Raw genomic sequence first — 18,077 nt, 5'->3', positions numbered from 1 at the left:
GCGGTGCAACGACCATGTTGCACAAGACCTAGGGATCGCTGATGACGGTGGCGGTTGACGAAACCCTGCGCACGGCCGCCATCGCCGTCCTGGCCGAGTACGGCTGGGCCGGCGTGACGCTGGAGCGGGTCGCGGAGAAGGTCGGTCGGTCCCGGGTCACACTCTGGCGGCAGGGCCTGACCGTCGAGGCGCTGCTGAACTCCCTGCTGGACGCGCTGGCCGACGACTACCGGGACACGATGTGGCCGGTGCTCGCCGGTTCCGGCACCGGCCGCGAGGGCCTGATCCGCACGATCGAGGCGCTGTTCGACGTGATCGACCGGCATCTCCCGCTGATGTTGTCGTCGGACCTGGTCTTCCACCAGGAGCAGGCGCGCAACGGGCCGGTCTCGTTTCTCGACCCGTTCGAGCGGTTCCTCCGTGAGGGCGAGACCGACGGCACGCTGCACCCGCACGGCCGGGTCAGCGACGTCGCCGAGGTACTGATGGTCTCGGCCGCCTTCACCTACGTGCACATGCGCGGCCGCCACCACTGGTCACGGTCGCGGGCCCGGCGCCTGACCCTCGACCTGGTACTCCGCGGCGTCCTCGAAGCCTGAAACATACCTGTTGCGGAAAATGCAACGAGCATGTTTCACTGACGGCATCATCATCATCTTCTCCCGGAGGAGACCGTCATGACATTGCCGTACGCCGAACCGCTGGTCCGCCTCGAGCCGCAGGCCCGGGTGATTCCCGAACCGCCGCGGGTCGGCGAACCCGGTGGGGATCCCTGTGGACTGTGCAACTGGCTGTCCGGCCTGGACGACACCGCGACCGCCCGGGACGCCGACGACAAGCCGCTCTGGTACGACGACGACTGGGCGCTGTGCCGGGCGACCGGCGTCACCATCCCGGGCGTGGTCTGGCTGACCAGCCGCGCCCACCACGACTCGTTCGCCGACCTGCCGGACTCCCTGGCGCGCAGTTACGGGCCGATGGTCGCCCGGGTCGAGCGGGCCATCCTCGCGCTCGGCGACATCGCCCGGGTGCACGTCTATCGTTGGGGCGACGGTTCGGCCCATTTCCACGTCTGGTTCTACCCGCGGCCGCTGGGCATGCTCGAGGCCAAGCGGGAGATGCTGGCCCTGTGGGCGGAGGTCCTGCCCGAAGCCCCGAAGGAGGTCGTCGCCGATGCCGAGGACAAGATCGCGGCGGCTCTGGCGGCGGACAGCTGACATGAACGCATCCCAGCCGGAGCAGGCGGACGGGACGACGCTCGCACGCCGGCTCGGGCTGGGCGATGCGGTGGTGATCGGGCTCGGCTCGATGGTCGGGGCCGGCGTCTTCGCCGTCTGGTCGCCGGCCGCACAGGCGGCCGGCTCGTGGCTGCTCCTCGGCCTAGCGATCGCGGCCGTTGTTGCCTACTGCAACGCGGCGTCGTCGGCGCAGTTGGCCGCGGTCTACCCGGTCTCGGGCGGCACCTACGTCTACGGTCGCGAACGCCTGGGGGAGTGGTGGGGGTACGCCGCCGGTTGGTGCTTCGTGTCCGGGAAGACGGCGTCGTGTGCCGCGATGGCGCTGACCTTCGCGACCTACGTCGTCCCCGACGAATGGCTGCAGCGTCTGCTGGCCCTCGCAGCCGTGCTGATTCTTGCCGCCGTCAACTACCGCGGCGTGACCAGGACAGCCCGGCTGACCAGGATCCTCGTCACCTGTACCCTCGCCGTCCTCGCGCTCGTCCTCGTCCTGCTCTTCAGGGGCGATGCGCACCACCACACGTCCGCCCCCACCTCGACGTACGGCGTCCTGCAGTCGGCCGGGCTGCTGTTCTTCGCCTTCGCCGGCTACGCGCGGATCGCGACCATGGGCGAGGAGGTCCGCGAGCCGGCCCGGACGATCCCACGAGCGATCACCGCGGCACTGATCATTGCTATCGGCATCTATCTGCTGGTCGCGTTCGCGCTGCTGCGGACCGGCGACCCCGCGTCGACCGCAGCGCCCCTCGCGTCCGCGGTCGACGGGGTCGGTGCGGCCTGGGCGACCCCGATCGTCCGGATCGGGGCCGCGCTCGCCAGCCTCGGCGCCCTGCTCGCCCTGATCGCCGGCGTCGGCCGCACCACGCTCGCCATGGCCCGCAACCGGGACCTCCCGACGTGGCTGGCCGCCGTACATCCCCGCTACCAGGTCCCGCACCACGCCGAGCTGGCGCTCGCCGCGGTCGTCGGCGTACTGGTGCTGACCACCGATCTGCGTGGCGTGATCGGCTTCTCGTCGTTCGGTGTCCTGCTGTACTACGCGATCGCGAACGCGTCCGCGTTCACCCAGCCGGCCGATCAGCGTCGCTGGCCGCGTGCCGTCAACGTGATCGGCCTGATCGGTTGCGTCGTCCTCGCGGTCACCCTCCCGTGGACGTCCGCGGTCGTGGCTGCCGCTCTCCTCGCGGCAGCCCTTCTCGTACGGCGATTCAGGACAGGTCGCGCCGGATCCGCCAGAAGCTGAAGCCGCTGAGTGCCAGCGCGAGCACCAGGAAGAACCCGAACTCCCGCCACTGCAGGTCCCAGAACTTGTCCTTGGTGAAGTAGCGGACGTGCTGCCGGTACCCGTCGGAGGTGAGCCGCTGGAAACAGGCCGTCCGGGCCGCGGGGTCCGTCGGTTCCTGGGTCAACCCCGGCGGCGTGGGCGCGCAATCCACCACGTACGACGGGAGTTTCGCCGACTGACCCGACTTGTCGACGGTCTTGTCCGACAGCTTCCACGCCCCGACGGCGCCGGTGGCGACCTCGATCATCGTCACCTGTGGAGTCGGTCCGTCCCCGCTGAGCCCGAAGCCCCGGATGTTCTCCGCGGTCGGGACGATGTACTTGTCGGTCGGAGCGAGCAGGTGCGGCCGGATGAATATCGGCGCGAGGATCTGCACCAGGATCACCACGGCCAGCGTGACCGCGAGCGCGACGACCGTACGCCGGATCACCAGGCCGAGCGCGACCCCGAGAGCGAACGCGAACGCGGCGTACCCGATCGGGACCAGGCCGCGGGCGGAGAACACCGACGGGAACATCCGGGGCAGGTAGGTGTTGGAGTCCTGACCGGCGTTGACGGCCTTGTCGATCGGGTCGGACCACCAGCTCACCGCGAGACTGAGCAGTCCGGTGATCGCGATCGCGGAGCCACCGGTGACGGCGAGCTTGGTCGCGAGCCAGCGGCGGCGGCCGATGCTCTGGCTCCACACCAGCCGGTGCGTTCCGGTCTCCAGCTCACGCGCGATCAGCGGTGCGCCCCAGAACGCCCCGATCACCGGCGGTACGGCGTACAGCAGGAGCTGGCCGACGCGGTACAGCACCGGGTTGAGCCGTTCGACGGCGAGGCTCTGGATGAACGAGTCGGTCAGCCGTCGGTAGTCGTCGGCGAGCCCCGGGCCGGTAACGGCGAAGATGACGCCGGCCGCGACGATCACCGCCGCGACGACGAGGAACTGGACACGGAACTGTCGCCAGGTCAGCCAGATCATCGCTGCACCTCCAGGACTGGGCGCTCCGGCTGGACGTCGCGGCCCATGTAGGCCAGCACGAGGTCCTCGAGCGTGAGTTGGCTGACCGTCCAGGCCGGATCGTGGATCGGCCGGTCGGTCCGGATCAGGTACGTCGACTGCCGGTCGGTGTGGCTCGCGGTCACGACCAACTGGTCCCGCGGCAGGTCCTTCGGATCGCGGCGCGGACCGGTCAACCGGTAGTGCGTGGCCAGCAAGGTGTCGATCTCGCCGCTGACCTGCACCCGCGAGTCGACGAGCACGATCACGTAGTCGCAGGCGCGCTCGACATCGGAGACCAGGTGCGAGGACAGTACGACGCTGAGCTCCTGCTCCGCGACCGCCTCCATCAGGTCCTGCAGGAACTCGCGCCGGGCCAGCGGATCGAGCGCCGCGACCGGCTCGTCGAGGATCAGCAACTCGGGTCGCTTCGCCAGCCCGAGCGTCAGCGCCAACTGCGCGCGCTGACCACCGGACAGCTTCCCCGCCCGCTGCTTCGGATCGAGCTTCAGGTGCTGGATCCGCTGCTGTGCAAGGGATTCGTCCCACGCCGGGTTCAGCCGGCGCCCGAGCCGCAGGTGGTCCGCGACACTCAACCGCGCGTACGTCGGCGTGTCCTGCGCGACGTACCCGACCTTCGCCTGCTGCGACCCGGCCGGCGCTCCCAGCACCTCGACCGACCCCGCACTCGGCGTCAGCATCCCCACGGCCAGATTCAGCAACGTGCTCTTGCCGGCCCCGTTGGGCCCGACCAGCCCCACCACATGCCCGGCCGGAACCTCCAACTCACAATCGGCCAGCGCCCAGCGCCGCCCATACTTCTTGCCCAACCCCTGGGCGTGCAGAACTGTCGTCATGCTATGTCCTCCTGAGCGGCGGACCGAAAGGTTGTCAGGAACAGGGCCTCGATGCTTTCGTCGTCGAGGCCGGCCTTGCGGGCCTTGGCGAGCCAGCGGCGGAGGTCCTGGCGAAGGGGTCCGTGCGCGGCGAGAGTGTTGTCGGTCAGGGTGCGGGTGACGAACGTGCCGCGGCCGGGCCGGGCCTGGACCAGGCCCTCGTGCTCGAGCTCGCGGTACGCCTTGAGCACGGTGTTCGGGTTGATCGCCAGCGTCGCGACGACGTCCTTCACGGTCGGCAGCTGGTCACCCTCCCGCAGCAGTCCGAGCCGCAACGCGTTCCGGACCTGCTGAACGATCTGCTGGTACGGCGAGACCCCCGACCGGCCGTCCAGATGGAACTCGATCATCCATAACCCCATTCATCTAGGTAACTAGCACTATAGGGGTATGGCTCAAACGCCCGTCAAGAGCGGGGAGCGGATCAGCGGATGGCGTCGTACCGGCGCAGGGCCTCGGCCCGGGCCTCGCCGTGGTCGACGACGGGGGCCGGGTAGGCGTCGGCGCCGTACTTCCAGGGCTCGTGCGCGGTCTTGCCGTCGAGGTGCCGCAGTTCGGGCACCCAGCGCCGGACGTACTCACCGTCGGGGTCGAATTTCTGGCCCTGGCCGACCGGGTTGAAGATCCGGAAGTACGGCGCCGCGTCCGCGCCGCAGCCGGCCACCCACTGCCAGTTGAGCGAGTTCGACGCGAGATCGCCGTCGCGCAGGAACCGCATGAACCATCGGGCGCCGAACCGCCAGTGCACGTGGAGATCCTTGACCAGGAACGACGCGACGACCATCCGCACGCGGTTGTGGACGAACCCGGTCTCGGCCAGCTGCCGCATCCCCGCGTCCACGAACGGGAACCCGGTCCGGCCCGCGCACCATGCGTCGAACAGTTCGCCCAGTTCGTCGTACTGCATCTTGTCGAACTCAGGACGCAGCGGCTTCCACGCGGCCTGCGGGTGCCGCGCGAGGAGATCCGCGCAGAACTCGCGCCAGGCCAGCTCGCGCCGGTACGCCTCCGCGCCGGCGCTGCGTTTGCGGGCGAGATCGGCGAGCATCGTCCGCGGGTGGATCTCGCCGTACTTCAACGGCACCGACATCCGCGAGGTGCTGTCCAGATCGGGCCGATCCCGCTCGTCGTCGTACGCCGCGACGTCCTCGAGATACGCCTTCCAGTGCTCGAGCGCCGCCTGCTCGCCCGCCTCGTCACCGGATGGCAGTTCCTCGCCGGAAGCCTTCACCCACGCGACGTCACTCGGAGCCTCCGCCGGCTGCCGCCACCCGTGCGCCAGCCACGCCTTGAAGTACGGCGTGAACACCTGGTACGACCGCCCTTGCTGGTTCAGCACCCGCCCCGGCGCCACGGCGTACGGCGATCCCGTCCGCACCAGCGGACACTTCAATGAGGCTTCAACTTCTTGATCGCGCTGTTGTCCGTAGGGCCCGTAGTCCGCGCTGATGTGCACGCTCGCGGCCCCGAATTCATCCGCGAGAGCTGGTACGACGGTTGCCGGATCACCCCGCCGTACGACGAGCCGTCCGCCCATCGACCCGGACAGGCTGCGCAGTGACGCCGCGAGGTGTTCCCGCCGTGGATCGCCCGAACGCTCCCAGAGCAACGGATCCACCACGAACACCCCGAGAACCCGGCCGTCACCGGCCGCCACCGCGTCCAGCAAGGCCGGATTGTCCGCCAACCGCAGGTCCCGGCGGAACCACATCACCGCTGTCATCGTGCTCATCATCCGCCAGTACCCAGCAGCGATTCGGTAAGGGTTGCCTCAATAGGTGAGAATGGTTGTCGTGAGCGAGCTGATCGATACCACCGAGATGTACCTGCGGACCGTCTACGAGCTGGAAGAAGAAGGCATCCTCCCTCTCCGGGCCCGGATTGCCGAGCGCCTCCACCAGTCCGGTCCGACGGTCAGTCAGACGGTTGCGCGGATGGAGCGCGACGGTCTGATCAAGGTGGAGGGCGACCGCCATCTGGAGCTCACCGACGTCGGCCGCAAGCAAGCGGTCCGGGTGATGCGCAAGCACCGCCTCGCGGAGCGTCTGCTCGTCGATGTGATCGGTCTCGAGTGGGAGGACGTGCACGCCGAGGCCTGCCGCTGGGAGCACGTGATGAGCGACGCGGTCGAGCTGCGGCTGCTGAAGATCCTCGACAACCCGACCGAATCGCCGTACGGCAACCCGATCCCGGGCCTGGAGGAGCTGCAGACCAGCGGTATCGCGAGCGGGATCGAGGACTTCCGGATCGGTGTCGAGCCGCTGGACCAGGTCCTCGACCAGTCCACCGGCGAGAGCGTGCGGGTGCTCGTCCGCCGGATCGCCGAGCCGGTGCAGACCGACGACGGCGCGATGGCAGTACTGCGCAAGGCCGGTGCCCTGCCCGGTCGCGAGGTCGACTCGATCATGGACGCCGACGGAGTACTGGTCGGCAGCCGCGAGGCGGGCGGCGTGATCAGCGACGAGACCGCCGGCCACATCTTCGTCAGCCGCGTCTGACGTCAACTCTCTGTTAACGCTGAGCACCCGGCGAAGTACGCCGGGTCGTCAGCCGGTAGGTTCAAGCCCCGATGTCCGAGAACTTTGTTGATTGGCCGCAGTACCTGCGGGAATTCCACACCGCCGCGCCCGGCAGCACGGAAGCGCTGTTGTCACGGGCAGTGGCCGGTGACCACACGCCGTACCGCTGGCTGGTCCGGGCCGTCTCCGGTGAGGCACGCCGGGTGCTCGACCTGGCCTGCGGCAACGGGCCGGTAGCGCGTGAGCTGTACGGGCGGTGGGTGGTCGGTGTCGACAACAACCCGGCCCAGCTGGCCGGTGCGCCCGGTCCGAAGGTGCAGGCCGACGCGCTGCACCTGCCGTTCGCGAACGAGGTCTTCGACGTCGTCACCTGCTCGATGGGCCTGATGGTCGTCCAGCCGCTCGCCGATGTCCTCGCGGAGGCCGCCCGGGTCCTGCGCCGGGGTGGGGTGCTGGCGGCGATCGTGCCCGCCGTACGGCCGCTGCGACGCGGCGACATCCGCACGCTGAGCGGTCTGACCACGCGGCTGCGGTCGACGCCGCAGTTCCCGGCCGGCGGCGAGATCACCGAGCTGAAGGACCAGCTCAAGCACGCCGGGTTCGACGTGATGGAGAGCCAGCGCGAGCGGTACGTGTACATGATCCGCAGCCGCGACGACGCGACGCGGCTGGTGAACGCGCTCTACCTCCCGGGTACGCCGGACGTCCGCCGCGACACCGCCGCCGGATGGCTCGCGGATCGCGCCGAGTCGAAGGACGGCCTCGAGGTCGCGATCCCGATCCGCCGCATCACCGCGATGCGTACCAAGGTCGCCTTGACCATCTCCTGAATACCGGGGTCCGTTCCGGGCCCGCGGTCGGTACGGTGTGCTAGTGAGTGCGCTGCGCTGGTCCGTCCGGACGCTCGATCGAGCGCTCGACGGTGAGACGGTCTACCGCGAGCTGCTGGCCGCCGAACCGGTCGCATACTGGCTCGACGGCAGCCTGACCGACCGCGCCCCGCGCCGCGTCTCCGTTCTCGGGACCTCCGTCGGCGCCGAGGTTGTCACCCGGGATGTTGCCGACGGCGACGTCTTCGCCGAGCTGAACCAACTGCTGGCGGAGCGGGCCGCTGAGCCGCCGGCGGAGCTGGCGGGGCTCTTCTGCGGCGGCTACGTCGGGTACTTCGGCTACGAGCTGAAGGCACTCACCGGTGGCCGGGCCGTGCACGAGTCGCCGACGCCGGACGCGCTCTGGATCTGGGCGAACCGGTTCGTCGTCATCGACCACGATCACGACCGGACCTACCTCGTCGCTGTCGGCGAACCGGGTGCCGGCGAGGGCTGGCTGGATCGCGCCGAGGAGGCCGCCGCCGATTGGTGGATGGGCAGCCTGGACACCCCGGCGATCGCCGCACTCGACCTCGAGGCGCATCTCGAGCAGGACCGGGCGACGTACCTGGCCGGCATCGCGCGCGTTCTGGAGGAGCTCGAGGCCGGCCAGACGTACGAGGTCAACCTGACGAACCGGGTCCGGCTGCCGGCCGTGCAGGACCCGTTCGAGTTCTTCCGCTGGCAACGGTCGGCGAACCCGGCGCCGTACGCCGCCTTCCTCCGGTACGGCGATCTCGCGGTGGCGAGCTCGTCGCCGGAACGGTTCCTGACCGTGGACGCGGACGGCTGGGCCGAGTGCCGCCCGATCAAGGGGACCGCGCCGCGCGATCTCGACCCGGCGCAGGACCAGCTCGCGGCGAAGGCGCTGGCCGAGGACGACAAGACCCGGGCCGAGAACCTGATGATCGTCGACCTGATCCGTAACGACCTCGGCCGGGTGAGCGTGCCGGGGACCGTGACCGTGCCGCAGCTGATGCAGGTCGAGAGCTACCGGACCATGCACCAGCTGGTGACGACGGTCCGCGGCCGGTTGCGGGACGGGCTGACCGCGGTTGACGCGGTCCGGGCGTGCTTCCCGCCGGGTTCGATGACGGGCGCGCCGAAGATCCGCACGATGGAGATCATCGACGAGCTCGAGTGGAGCGCACGCGGGGTGTACTCCGGTGCGCTCGGCTACCTGTCGCTGGACGGGCGGGCGGACCTGAGTGTGGTGATCCGGACGGCGGTGCTGACCCCGGACGAGACGGTGATCGGGGCGGGGGGAGCAATCGTGCTGGATTCCGACCCGGTCGCGGAGTACGAAGAAATGGTGCTGAAAGCAACGGCAGCCGTCGGCCGGGCGGGCCGCGGGTGAAGGGTGGGGGAGATGAGTGCTCTGCTGGTGGCGGATTCGTTCCTGGTTGCCAATGGCAAGGTCCGGGGACTGGAGCTGCACCGGGAACGGTTCGTCCGGTCGTGCGCCGCGGCGGGGGTCGCCGCGGAACGGTTCTGGGACGAGCAGGCCGGGCGGCTGCCCGGGTTCGGGCGGTGGTTCCCGCGGTTCGAGCTGCAGACGTCGGGTGAGCTCGCGGTCCAGCTGCGGCCGGCGCCACCGATCGGCGGTCGCGTGCGGGTCGCCGTCCACGAGGGCCCGGATCCGCGGACCGCGCCGCGGGTGAAGGGTCCGGATCTGGAGCTGCTCGGCAAGCTGAAGGAGTCGGCGCCCGACCGTGCCGACGAGATCCTGTTGCTCGACTCCGACGGCACGGTGCTCGAGGCGGCGTACTCGGCCGTCGCCTGGTGGGAGGACGATACGCTCTGCTTCCCGCAGTCCGACCGGCCGCTGCTCGCGTCGGTGACCGCACAGCTCCTGCGTCGCATCGCCGTCGACCAGCGGGTCGAGATCTCCGAGCGGGCCGCCACTCCGCAGGACCTGCAGAACGCCACCGAGGCCTGGCTGGTCAACGCCCTGCACGGCATCCGCCCGATCCACGCCTGGGGCGCCTCGGCCATCGACCCCCTCCCCAACTCCCACTCCGCCACCTGGCAATCCCACCTCGAGTCCCTGGCGGCCCGGCTGCCCTAGCTGCAGCTCGACAGGACGTATACGTCCACTGCCGGCCACTCCCCGCCTGAGTCGCCCGGGAATTCGGCTCCGGAACGGGACACCTCCTGTCGAGCTGCAGCTCTCGCTTGTAAATGTGATATCACTTTGCTACCTTCGAGCTATTCGAGAAGGAGGCAGAGTGATGGTGGATGTCGCGGTGGAGATGCCGACCCCGAGGGTGACCGAGCGGGCCGGCCGGGATCTGAACGGCTTGCCGATGGCGTTGCTGGCGTTCGTGTTGCTGGTGGCGGGGGTGGCCGGGGTCATCATCGGAGCCGGCCGCGACAGTGGGACCGAGGTGGTGCTCGGGATCGCGCTGTTCGTGATCGGCGTGATCGTGGCCGCCGGGCTGACCCCGGTGTCGCCGGGTCGCGCGCGGGTCGTGCAGGTCCTCGGGCGGTACTCCGGGACCGTGCGGACCAACGGGCTGCGCTGGGTGAACCCGATCTCCTCGCGGCGCGAGGTCTCCACCCGGATCCGCAACCACGAAACGGCCGTTGCCAAGGTCAACGATGCCGACGGCAACCCGATCGAGATCGCCGCCGTCGTGGTGTGGCAGGTCGAGGACACCGCGCAGGCGATGTTCGAGGTGGACGACTTCGTCGAGTTCGTCGCGATCCAGACCGAGACCGCCGTGCGGCACATCGCGAACAGCTACCCGTACGACGTCCATCCCGACGGCGACGTGTTGTCGCTGCGGGACAGCACCGACGAGATCACCGAGAAGCTCTCGGCCGAGATCGCCGCTCGGGTGCATGCGGCCGGCGTTCATGTGATCGAGTCGCGGATCACGCACCTCGCGTACGCGCCGGAGATCGCGCAGGCGATGCTGCGGCGCCAGCAGGCGGGCGCGGTCGTCGCGGCCCGGCAGCGGATCGTCGAAGGGGCGGTCGGCATGGTCGAGCTGGCGCTGGACCGGCTGTCCGAGCACGAGGTGGTCGAGCTGGACGAGGAGCGGAAGGCGACGATGGTCAGCAACCTGCTGGTGGTGCTGTGCGGCGACCGTGACGCCCAGCCGGTGGTCAACGCCGGCTCGCTCTACCAGTGAGTGGTCGTCTGCCGTGGCTGTCGAACGCAAGAAGATCCTGCTCCGGCTGGATCCCGTGGTGCATGACGCGCTGGCCCGCTGGGCGGCCGACGACCTGCGCAGCACCAACGCCCAGATCGAGTTCCTGCTCCGCCGGGCGCTGGCCGATGCCGGCCGCCTCCCCGGCGGTGTAGGCAAACTCCGTCGCCCCGGCCGCCCTCCGAAGGAGGAAGACGATGAGTAGAAGGACCGCAACGGTCGTCGGAGGCGGGCAGCTGGTGCGACGTGCGCCGAGGCCCGCGCGAAAAGTAGTTGCTCTAGGCAATTTACAGGCACCGGATTCGTTGGCGGCAAGGATGTTTCTGCTCACCTGCGATCCCGAGCGGGGGCGTCTGGGTGCTCGATCGAAGATCGGGAAGGTGTTGCGGGCGGCGGTCCTGGTCGAGCTGCAGTTGTCGGGGAATCTCGTCGACGACGGTGGGCGGGCTCGGGTGACGAGCGTGCCTGCCCCGAGTGATCCGGTGTTGGCGGGGGTGCTGGCCGAAGTGCGGGCGGTGGGGCCGCGGCGATGGCGGCATTGGATCGATCGGCGCGGCGGGGTGACTGTACGGCGGGTCCGGGACGAGCTCGAGCGGGCGCGGCTGATCAAGGTCGAGCCGCATCGCATCCTCGGGATCGTCCCGGCGGACCGCATCGCGATCCGCCACCCGCTGATGCGCACGCAGCTCCTCCAGGCCGCTCATGACACCCTGCGCGCCTCGCGGCTCGTTTCCCGGGTCGACCTCCGCGACGCGTCGATCGTCGTCCTCGCGTCCACCGCGGACCTGCGCACGATCCTGACGAAGGAGCAGCGCAGCCGGCACAAGGACCGGCTGGCGCAGCTCGCGGTGCGCGTCGGCCCCGTGGTACCGGCGCTGAAGAAGTCTCTCCAGCAGACTTCCGCCGGCGGGTGACCCCGGGGCGGTGCTACGGTTCGTTACTCAACTAATGAACCAAGTATCCGCCCCCCTTGCTTCGCACGGGGCGGGAGGTGTGGGAAGGGGGTGAGGTTGTGTTCGACGACCGGAGTCCGATCTATCTGCAGATCGCGGACCAGATCAAGAACGACATCGTGACCGGCGCGCTGGCCGAGGACGAGCAGGTGATGTCGACCAACCAGTACGCCGCCTTCTACCGGATCAACCCGGCCACCGCGGCCAAGGGTTTCGCGCAGCTGGTCGACGAAGGCGTGCTGTACAAGAAGCGCGGTATCGGCATGTTCGTCTCCCCGAACGCCCGCGACCTGCTCCGCACCGGCCGCCGCGACTCGTTCTTCGCCGACGTCGTCGACCCGATGATCCGCGAAGCAAAGGCGATCGGCATCCCTCTCAAAGACATCCTCCAGCACATCCGCACGTACGGAGACGCCTGATGACCGCCCTCACTGTCAGGACCGAGAATCTGTCCGTCCGGTTCGCCGGGGTGCCGGCGTTGGATCGCCTCGATCTGCGGCTGGCGCCCGGGAAGATCCACGGGCTGCTCGGCCGGAACGGGTCCGGCAAGAGCACGCTGGCCGCGGTTCTGGCCGGGTTCCGGCGGCCCGACGAGGGGCGCGTGCTGATCGAAGGCGACGACCTGGGTACGGCGCAGGAGCCGTACGAGAACGCCGTCGTCACCAGCCGGGTGTGCCTGATCCGTGAATCCGGTGACCGGCCCGACGCCGTACCGGTCAAACAAGCGATCAGTCTCGCCGCGGCGCTCCGCCCGTACTGGAACGCGGAGCTCGCCGGCGACCTGCTGGACCGCTTCGAGGTGCCGCTGAACAAGAAGATCCAGAAGCTCTCCCGCGGTAAGAAGTCCGCGCTCGGCGTCGTCCTCGGACTCGCCAGCCGGGCTCCGCTGACGATCTTCGACGAGAGCTACCTGGGCATGGACGTCCCGTCGCGGAACCTGTTCTACGACGCGCTGCTCGCCGACTACACCGAAGTACCGCGCACGTTCGTGCTGTCCACCCATCTGGTCAGCGAGGTGAGCGCGATGCTCGAGGAGGTCGTGATCCTCGACAACGGCCGCCTCGTCACGCAGTCACCGGTCGACTCGCTGCGCGGCCGCGGCGCCTCGATCGTCGGACCGGCGGCGGCCGTGGACGAGTTCACGGCCGGCTTCACCGTGCTCGCCGAGGAGCGGCTCGGCGGCACCAAGTCCACCACGGTTCTCGGCGACCTCGATCCGGCGCTGCTGGCGGAGGCGACGGCGGCCGGCCTGGAGATCGGTCCGGTCGGCCTGCAGGATCTCTTCGTCCACCTGACAGGAGCGCGCTCATGACGACCACGACAGCTGAAGCGGCGCTTCCGCGGGGGGCGACCGACTGGCGCCGGTTGAAGACGGTGTTGTGGTCGATGGCCGTCGGTCTGCGGCAGATGCTCGTCGGCTATTGGATCGCGATGATCGTTGCGTTCCTGGTCATCGGGATCGTCATCCAGCTCGCGACCAGCGGTGTCACCAGCAGCATGTGGGACTACGGAACCCAGTCCCCGAAGTACTTCTCGCTGGCGATCGGCGTGACGCTCACCCCGGCGTACCTGGCGTTGCTGGTCGCCCACGGTGTCACCCGGCGGATGTATGCGGTTGCCTCCGGCATCTACCTGACCGGTGCCGCCGCGGCCACCTCGATCGTATGGGTGCTGGCCTACCAGGTGGAGCACGCGCTCTACGCGTGGCAGGGCTGGCCCGACAAGTTGAACAACCCGCACCTGTTCACCAGCACCTCGCAGCTCGGTCTGGTGTTCACCGAGTTCTTCCTGCTGATCCTGTCCCATGAGGTGACGGGCTGGTTGCTCGGCATCACGTTCGTCCGGCTCGGCTTCTGGCGCGGTCTGCTGATGCTGCCGGTGGCGTTGATCCCCGCGGTCGCCGCCGAGTTCCTGCTCGTCGCGCAATGGCTCGCCGACGTCCTCACCAACGCCGGTTATCACCGGCCGCCACTCGCCGTCGCCGTACCCTCCGTCCTCGTGGTCAGTGCGCTCGGGGTGTACGCCGGGTATCGCATTCTGCAACCGATGGCACTCAAACCCGCTAAGGGCTAAGACACGTTATGCACAGGGGGTGTGTATAACCGGGACTGTTTCTGTGGATGGTTGCGCGATCATTGTGGACGACCAAAACTGTTGTCTGGAAAGGCTTGTGCGACCCCTGTTCAAGAGCGTAGAAATGTCGACACGCCGCTTCGGACTGGAGCGGCGGGTCGATCGGAAACCGAGGGCCCTAGCGGTGGGGATCCCCACCGAGGTAGACCGGTGACGGGGTCTGCCGGCCTCCACGGACCCGTATCGGGAAGCTGGAGACGTCACCTTCCTTCAGCTGGTGCGGGCCCCTCCGACTCATACTCGGAGGGGCCCGCCTTCTTGAACTCGGCAGTGCAGAAAAAGAGCCCCGAGGTCGCGTACGACCTCGGGGCTCTTTTCGGGAACTCTCAGCGGAGTGTGATCCTCAGTTCGGTGTGAGAGCCCGACCCCGGCACCTGGACCTCCGTCCCGCGGGTGGTGGTGACGAGCTTGTACTGCGCTGTGCGGCCGTCGACCGACACGCTCTTCACCTTCGCCCCGGACGGCAGTACGGCGCCGACCGTGAGTGCCGCGCCGACACCCTTCACGGTCACATCGGTCGACAACGCCTTACCTGTAAGGCGTGCGGACACATCGACCGAGCCGCGACCGACCCGGATGTTGCTACCGGCCACCTTCTGCTGGCCCTGCGGAATCTGCGGTACGACGGCGATCCGGCCGTGCCCGAGGTCGGGATCGACGCCGAGCTGCTGGTGGATCACCGGCCACAGGATGCCGTACGCGCCCCACGCCTGCAGCGCCATCGAGCGGTCGTAGAACGGCCGGCCGATATTCGCCGCGGAATCCGGTGACGGGGCGATCTCCGGCATCGCGCCCGGGGTCTCCCAGACCGACGGGTCGAGCTGGATCCGGGCGTTGCCGGTGGTGTACGCCTGCTGCTGCTCGGCGCCCATCCGGCCGAAGTTGCCTTCCGCAACGGCCATGATCGACGTGTTCAGACCGAAGATGCTGCGCTCGCTCTTCACCTGCGACACGACCGGGTCACAGGTCGCGCCGGGGTTGCCGGCCGGATCCGACGTCGCACCGGTGCCGGTGTGGAACAGGCCGAACTCGCCTGTGTAGCAAGCGGTTTCGCGCTGGTCGAGCGCGGTGTTCGCGTTGGCGGTCGAGGCGAGCGGTGAGGCAGGCTTGCCGGGCCGGTTCAGTACCGCCTCCATCGGCGTGACGCCGATCCAGTGGCGCTGGAAGATCGGCGTGTTGTCGTTCGCCGGGTTGGCCGGGTCGTCGATCGAGTCGGCGTACCCCATCGCCTGCGGCACCCACCACTGCGCCTCGAAGCGGGACTCGAGGTCGTTCGCGCGGGTGGTGGCCCACTGCTGCACCTTCGTGTCGTGCTTCGACGCGGCCAGGTCGGCGAGGTCGGTCAGGCCGCGGATCAGGTAGACGGTGTTGTCGAGCTTCTCCACGCCCATGCCCGTGCGCTCGACGTTGCCGAGACCCTCCGGCCAGCCGTCGCCGTCCTTGTCGAGCTCGCGGTACACGTACTGCAGGTTCCGCACGCTGAAGTCGTACATGTCGTCGCGGAACTTGTTGTCACCCGTCCATCGCCACAGCAGCGCGACCGTGCTCGGGAACTTCACCGTCTCGTCGGTGTTGCCGGCGCTCTGGTTGGAACCGAAATACACGGAGCCGCTCGGGGTGACCTCGTGCGCGACCTTGCCGCTGCGGTTGTTCAGGATGTCGCTGACGTCGCGCAGCGCCTTGAGGTGGTCCTTCACGGTGTCGAACTGACCCGCTGCGACCGCGGCGAAGGCGGTGTACTCGCCATCGGTCGCGAACAGCCACGGATAGTCCGGGAAACCGGCGCCGAACCAGCGCGCGGTCTGGACCGTCCCGGCCGGTGCCGGGTAGTCCTTGCCCTCGTTGACGTCCCGGATCTGCAGGTTGCGCGCCTCCTGCACCGAGTCGGCGAGGTTCTGCTTGCTCCACTCGACGCTCTGCTGCAGCAGCCGGTCACCAGGAAGGTCCACTGCGGACTGCGCGTCGATCTGCTGCCGTACGGCGGTCTTTGCCCGCAGCAACTTCTCCGGGTTGCTCAGCGCCTTGCCGTACTCGCGTTCGGCCGCCTTGCTGCCCTGGTCCGATCCGGCCACCGCGAACCAGATCGTCTTCTGCTGACCCGGTGCGAGCTTCACGTCGTACGTGAGCCGGCCGCCGGTGCCCTTGCCGACGAGCGAGTCGTCGCAGCGGGCGGGCGTCGTACCGTCCTTCGGGCAGATCACCGCGGGACTCTGCGGGCCGCGGTGGTCCGGGCCGAGCTGGTGATCCGTCGGACGCAGGGACGATCCGACGAACGCGGCGTAGTCGTGGGCGGTCGCGTTCGGGTACGACGGCGTGCCCTGCTCGCGGAACCGGAGCGCGCCGTCGGTGTAGTCGCCGGTGTCGGGCAGGTTGGCGTCGGCTGCGCCCGGGGTGGTCCAGTCCCACGGATACGACTGCATCAGCTCGGAGTGCGCGTCGACATCGAGCTTGACCGTCTTCGCCGTACTCGAGCTGAGCGTGAGGCCGACCAGCGTCGCGCGGACCCCGTCGGGGACGAAGTCGGTACGGCGTACGTCGACGGAACCGGAGTAGTCGATCCGGCTGTAGCCCTGGCCGCTGGTGTACTTCGCGGCGGCGACGTCCTTGCCGAGCCAGTTGCCGTCGAGGCCGAACCAGATGCCGTCGAGCAGCTTGATCGGCTGGCTCCAGAAGCCGCCCATCTCACCGCGGATGTGCCAGCCGGACGCGGGGTAGAGGCCGGTCTCGTCCCCCATCGCGTAGGCCCGGTCGCCGACGACCAGCGACCGCCGATCAGCGAGCCGCGTGGTCTCGGAGAGCTCGGACGAGGCGGTAGCTGTTGTGGTGGCGCTGGTAGTGGATCCAGAAGGGCCGGCGATGGCGGATGCGGTGCCGGCCAGGATAGTGGCGGTGGCCAGTAGCGCGATGCCGGCGGTACGGCGCACCGGCCGTCGGGTGGGTGGGGCGGAGCTGCTTGGTCTACTTCGGTTGGTCGGATCGGGAGTCATTGGCGGTTTCCTCCTTCTCGCGGCGCCGGGGGACAGCGCCGGGGATCAGCCAGGGGCCGAGCTGCCCCTGATCACCAGTTCTGGCTGCAGCAAACGTTCGGTCGGCAGGCCGTCGGGCGCGCCGGTGAGGATCTCGATCAGTTCGCCGGCGATCTCGTCCATCGGTTGCCGGAGGCTGGTCAGGCCGGGGGAGACGACGTCGGCCAGGGGCGAGTCGTCGAAGCCGGTGAGGCCGATCTCGCGGCCGGCGATGATGCCGCGGCGGGTCAGCTCACGGAGCGCGCCGAGCGCGAGAATGTCGCTCAGGGCAACTATCCCGTCCAGCTCGCGGCCGGCGTCGAGCAGGGCCGCGGTGGCGCGAGCGCCTTCGTCCAGGCTGTCCTCGCGGCAACGGATCGACAGCCCGGTGGTCTGCAGTCCGAGCTTCTTGCACTCGTCCCGCCAGCCGCCGAGCCGGTCCTCGGCCAGGCCGGACGACTTCGGCCAGCCGATGAACGCGATCCGCCGGCGGCCGGTCTCGTACAGATGCCGGACCGCCATCGCGGAACCGGCGGCGCCGTCCACGTCCACCCACGGGCCGGGCTGCGTGGTCTCCTTCCACACCCGTCCGAAGCTGACGAACGGGATGTCCTGCTCCTTCAGCCAGGCGTGCCGAGGATCGTGCGTCTCGGTCTGCGACAGCACGAACCCGTCGACAAGCCTGCGGGCATGCAGATCGTCGTACGTCGGCATGCCGTCGACACCGGGTGGTGCCGTGAACAGCAGGATGTGCCGGCCGGTGCGCTCGGCGGCGGCACAGAGCGCGTGCAGGAACTGGTCCATCACGAGATGCGTCTGGTTCGGCCAGTTCGGGACGCAGTACCCGATCAGCTCGACCGCGCTGGTGCGCAGACTGCGGGCGTTACGATTGGGCCGGTAGTTGAGCAGCTCGATCGATTTGTTCACGCGTTCGAGCGTGTCCGGCCGGAGCCGGTGCGGAGCATTGAGTGCGTTCGACACCGTCTGCACCGACACCTCGGCGTGGGCGGCGACCTGCTTGAGCGTAGCCACGCGACCT

General features: G+C 69.1%; 19 protein-coding genes. 13 read left to right on the top strand and 6 right to left on the bottom strand.

Going from position 1 to position 18,077, the window contains the following annotated elements; all coding sequences use genetic code 11:
* Nucleotides 1–41 precede the first annotated feature (41 nt).
* The 3 genes from OHA10_RS04400 (at nucleotide 42) to OHA10_RS04390 (ending at nucleotide 2,481) form a co-directional block, all read left to right on the top strand.
* Entirely contained in the window at nucleotides 42–599 is a 558-nt protein-coding gene (locus tag OHA10_RS04400) for a TetR/AcrR family transcriptional regulator (protein WP_371404893.1), read from the top strand.
* A 78-nt stretch (nucleotides 600–677) separates the two neighbouring features.
* Nucleotides 678–1,217: a hypothetical protein gene (locus OHA10_RS04395; protein ID WP_371404892.1), complete on the top strand. Its 540-nt coding sequence runs from the start codon at nucleotides 678–680 to the stop codon at nucleotides 1,215–1,217.
* A gap of 1 nt (nucleotide 1,218) precedes the next feature.
* Nucleotides 1,219–2,481: an APC family permease gene (locus tag OHA10_RS04390; RefSeq protein WP_371404891.1), complete on the top strand. Its 1,263-nt coding sequence runs from the start codon at nucleotides 1,219–1,221 to the stop codon at nucleotides 2,479–2,481.
* On the opposite strand, the gene OHA10_RS04385 is transcribed toward OHA10_RS04390, so the two are convergent.
* From OHA10_RS04385 to OHA10_RS04370, 4 genes are all read right to left on the bottom strand, one after another.
* Nucleotides 2,447–3,490 (bottom strand): ABC transporter permease subunit, encoded by a 1,044-nt coding sequence (locus OHA10_RS04385; protein WP_371404890.1) that lies wholly within the window; start codon nucleotides 3,488–3,490, stop codon nucleotides 2,447–2,449. The two genes, OHA10_RS04390 and OHA10_RS04385, sit on opposite strands and share 35 nt — an antisense overlap.
* A complete protein-coding gene (locus tag OHA10_RS04380) occupies nucleotides 3,487–4,365 on the bottom strand; it encodes an ABC transporter ATP-binding protein (RefSeq protein WP_371404889.1) in 879 nt (292 codons plus the stop codon). Before OHA10_RS04380 ends, OHA10_RS04385 begins: the two co-directional genes overlap by 4 nt.
* Complete coding sequence (locus OHA10_RS04375; RefSeq protein WP_371404888.1) at nucleotides 4,362–4,754, bottom strand: GntR family transcriptional regulator; 393 nt, start codon at nucleotides 4,752–4,754, stop codon at nucleotides 4,362–4,364. The genes OHA10_RS04380 and OHA10_RS04375 overlap by 4 nt, the downstream gene beginning before the upstream one ends.
* 74 nt (nucleotides 4,755–4,828) lie before the next feature.
* On the bottom strand, nucleotides 4,829–6,127 hold the full coding sequence (locus OHA10_RS04370; protein WP_371404887.1) for a deoxyribodipyrimidine photo-lyase: 1,299 nt from the start codon (nucleotides 6,125–6,127) through the stop codon (nucleotides 4,829–4,831).
* A gap of 70 nt (nucleotides 6,128–6,197) precedes the next feature.
* On the opposite strand from OHA10_RS04370, the gene OHA10_RS04365 reads away from it, so the two are divergent.
* From OHA10_RS04365 to OHA10_RS04320, 10 genes are all read left to right on the top strand, one after another.
* On the top strand, nucleotides 6,198–6,902 hold the full coding sequence (locus OHA10_RS04365) for a metal-dependent transcriptional regulator (RefSeq protein WP_170989997.1): 705 nt from the start codon (nucleotides 6,198–6,200) through the stop codon (nucleotides 6,900–6,902).
* Nucleotides 6,903–6,973: 71 nt separating this feature from the next.
* A complete protein-coding gene (locus tag OHA10_RS04360; RefSeq protein WP_371404886.1) occupies nucleotides 6,974–7,753 on the top strand; it encodes a class I SAM-dependent methyltransferase in 780 nt (259 codons plus the stop codon).
* 43 nt (nucleotides 7,754–7,796) lie between these two features.
* A complete protein-coding gene (pabB, locus tag OHA10_RS04355; RefSeq protein ID WP_371404885.1) occupies nucleotides 7,797–9,149 on the top strand; it encodes an aminodeoxychorismate synthase component I in 1,353 nt (450 codons plus the stop codon).
* Between the two features lie 12 nt (nucleotides 9,150–9,161).
* Entirely contained in the window at nucleotides 9,162–9,860 is a 699-nt protein-coding gene (locus OHA10_RS04350) for an aminotransferase class IV (RefSeq protein ID WP_371404884.1), read from the top strand.
* Nucleotides 9,861–10,023: 163 nt separating this feature from the next.
* Nucleotides 10,024–10,929, top strand: coding sequence for an SPFH domain-containing protein (locus tag OHA10_RS04345; RefSeq protein WP_371404883.1), 906 nt, complete (start codon nucleotides 10,024–10,026; stop codon nucleotides 10,927–10,929).
* 13 nt (nucleotides 10,930–10,942) lie between these two features.
* Nucleotides 10,943–11,152 (top strand): hypothetical protein, encoded by a 210-nt coding sequence (locus OHA10_RS04340; protein ID WP_350858759.1) that lies wholly within the window; start codon nucleotides 10,943–10,945, stop codon nucleotides 11,150–11,152.
* 112 nt (nucleotides 11,153–11,264) lie between these two features.
* Nucleotides 11,265–11,861 carry a GPP34 family phosphoprotein gene (locus tag OHA10_RS04335; RefSeq protein ID WP_371404882.1) on the top strand — a complete coding sequence of 199 codons (597 nt, stop codon included), beginning with the start codon at nucleotides 11,265–11,267 and terminating at the stop codon, nucleotides 11,859–11,861.
* A 98-nt stretch (nucleotides 11,862–11,959) separates the two neighbouring features.
* Nucleotides 11,960–12,319: a GntR family transcriptional regulator gene (locus OHA10_RS04330; RefSeq protein ID WP_137258900.1), complete on the top strand. Its 360-nt coding sequence runs from the start codon at nucleotides 11,960–11,962 to the stop codon at nucleotides 12,317–12,319.
* Nucleotides 12,319–13,212 (top strand): ATP-binding cassette domain-containing protein, encoded by an 894-nt coding sequence (locus tag OHA10_RS04325; protein ID WP_371404881.1) that lies wholly within the window; start codon nucleotides 12,319–12,321, stop codon nucleotides 13,210–13,212. The genes OHA10_RS04330 and OHA10_RS04325 overlap by 1 nt, the downstream gene beginning before the upstream one ends.
* Entirely contained in the window at nucleotides 13,209–13,973 is a 765-nt protein-coding gene (locus tag OHA10_RS04320) for a hypothetical protein (protein WP_371404880.1), read from the top strand. Before OHA10_RS04325 ends, OHA10_RS04320 begins: the two co-directional genes overlap by 4 nt.
* Nucleotides 13,974–14,359: 386 nt before the next feature.
* Here the strand turns inward: OHA10_RS04320 and OHA10_RS04315 are convergent, their stop codons facing one another.
* The gene (locus tag OHA10_RS04315) at nucleotides 14,360–16,957 is read right to left on the bottom strand and encodes a glycogen debranching protein (RefSeq protein ID WP_371404879.1); all 2,598 of its coding nucleotides are present in this window, start codon (nucleotides 16,955–16,957) and stop codon (nucleotides 14,360–14,362) included.
* 108 nt (nucleotides 16,958–17,065) lie between these two features.
* Nucleotides 17,066–18,070, bottom strand: a complete 1,005-nt coding sequence (locus OHA10_RS04310) for a LacI family DNA-binding transcriptional regulator (protein ID WP_371404878.1) — start codon at nucleotides 18,068–18,070, stop codon at nucleotides 17,066–17,068.
* Nucleotides 18,071–18,077: the final 7 nt, after the last annotated feature.

It is taken from the genome of Kribbella sp. NBC_00662 (assembly GCF_041430295.1).
GTDB lineage: Bacteria > Actinomycetota > Actinomycetes > Propionibacteriales > Kribbellaceae > Kribbella.
The sequence above is the reverse complement of the archived record's forward strand: the minus strand, read 5'-3'. Positions and strand labels throughout refer to the sequence as shown.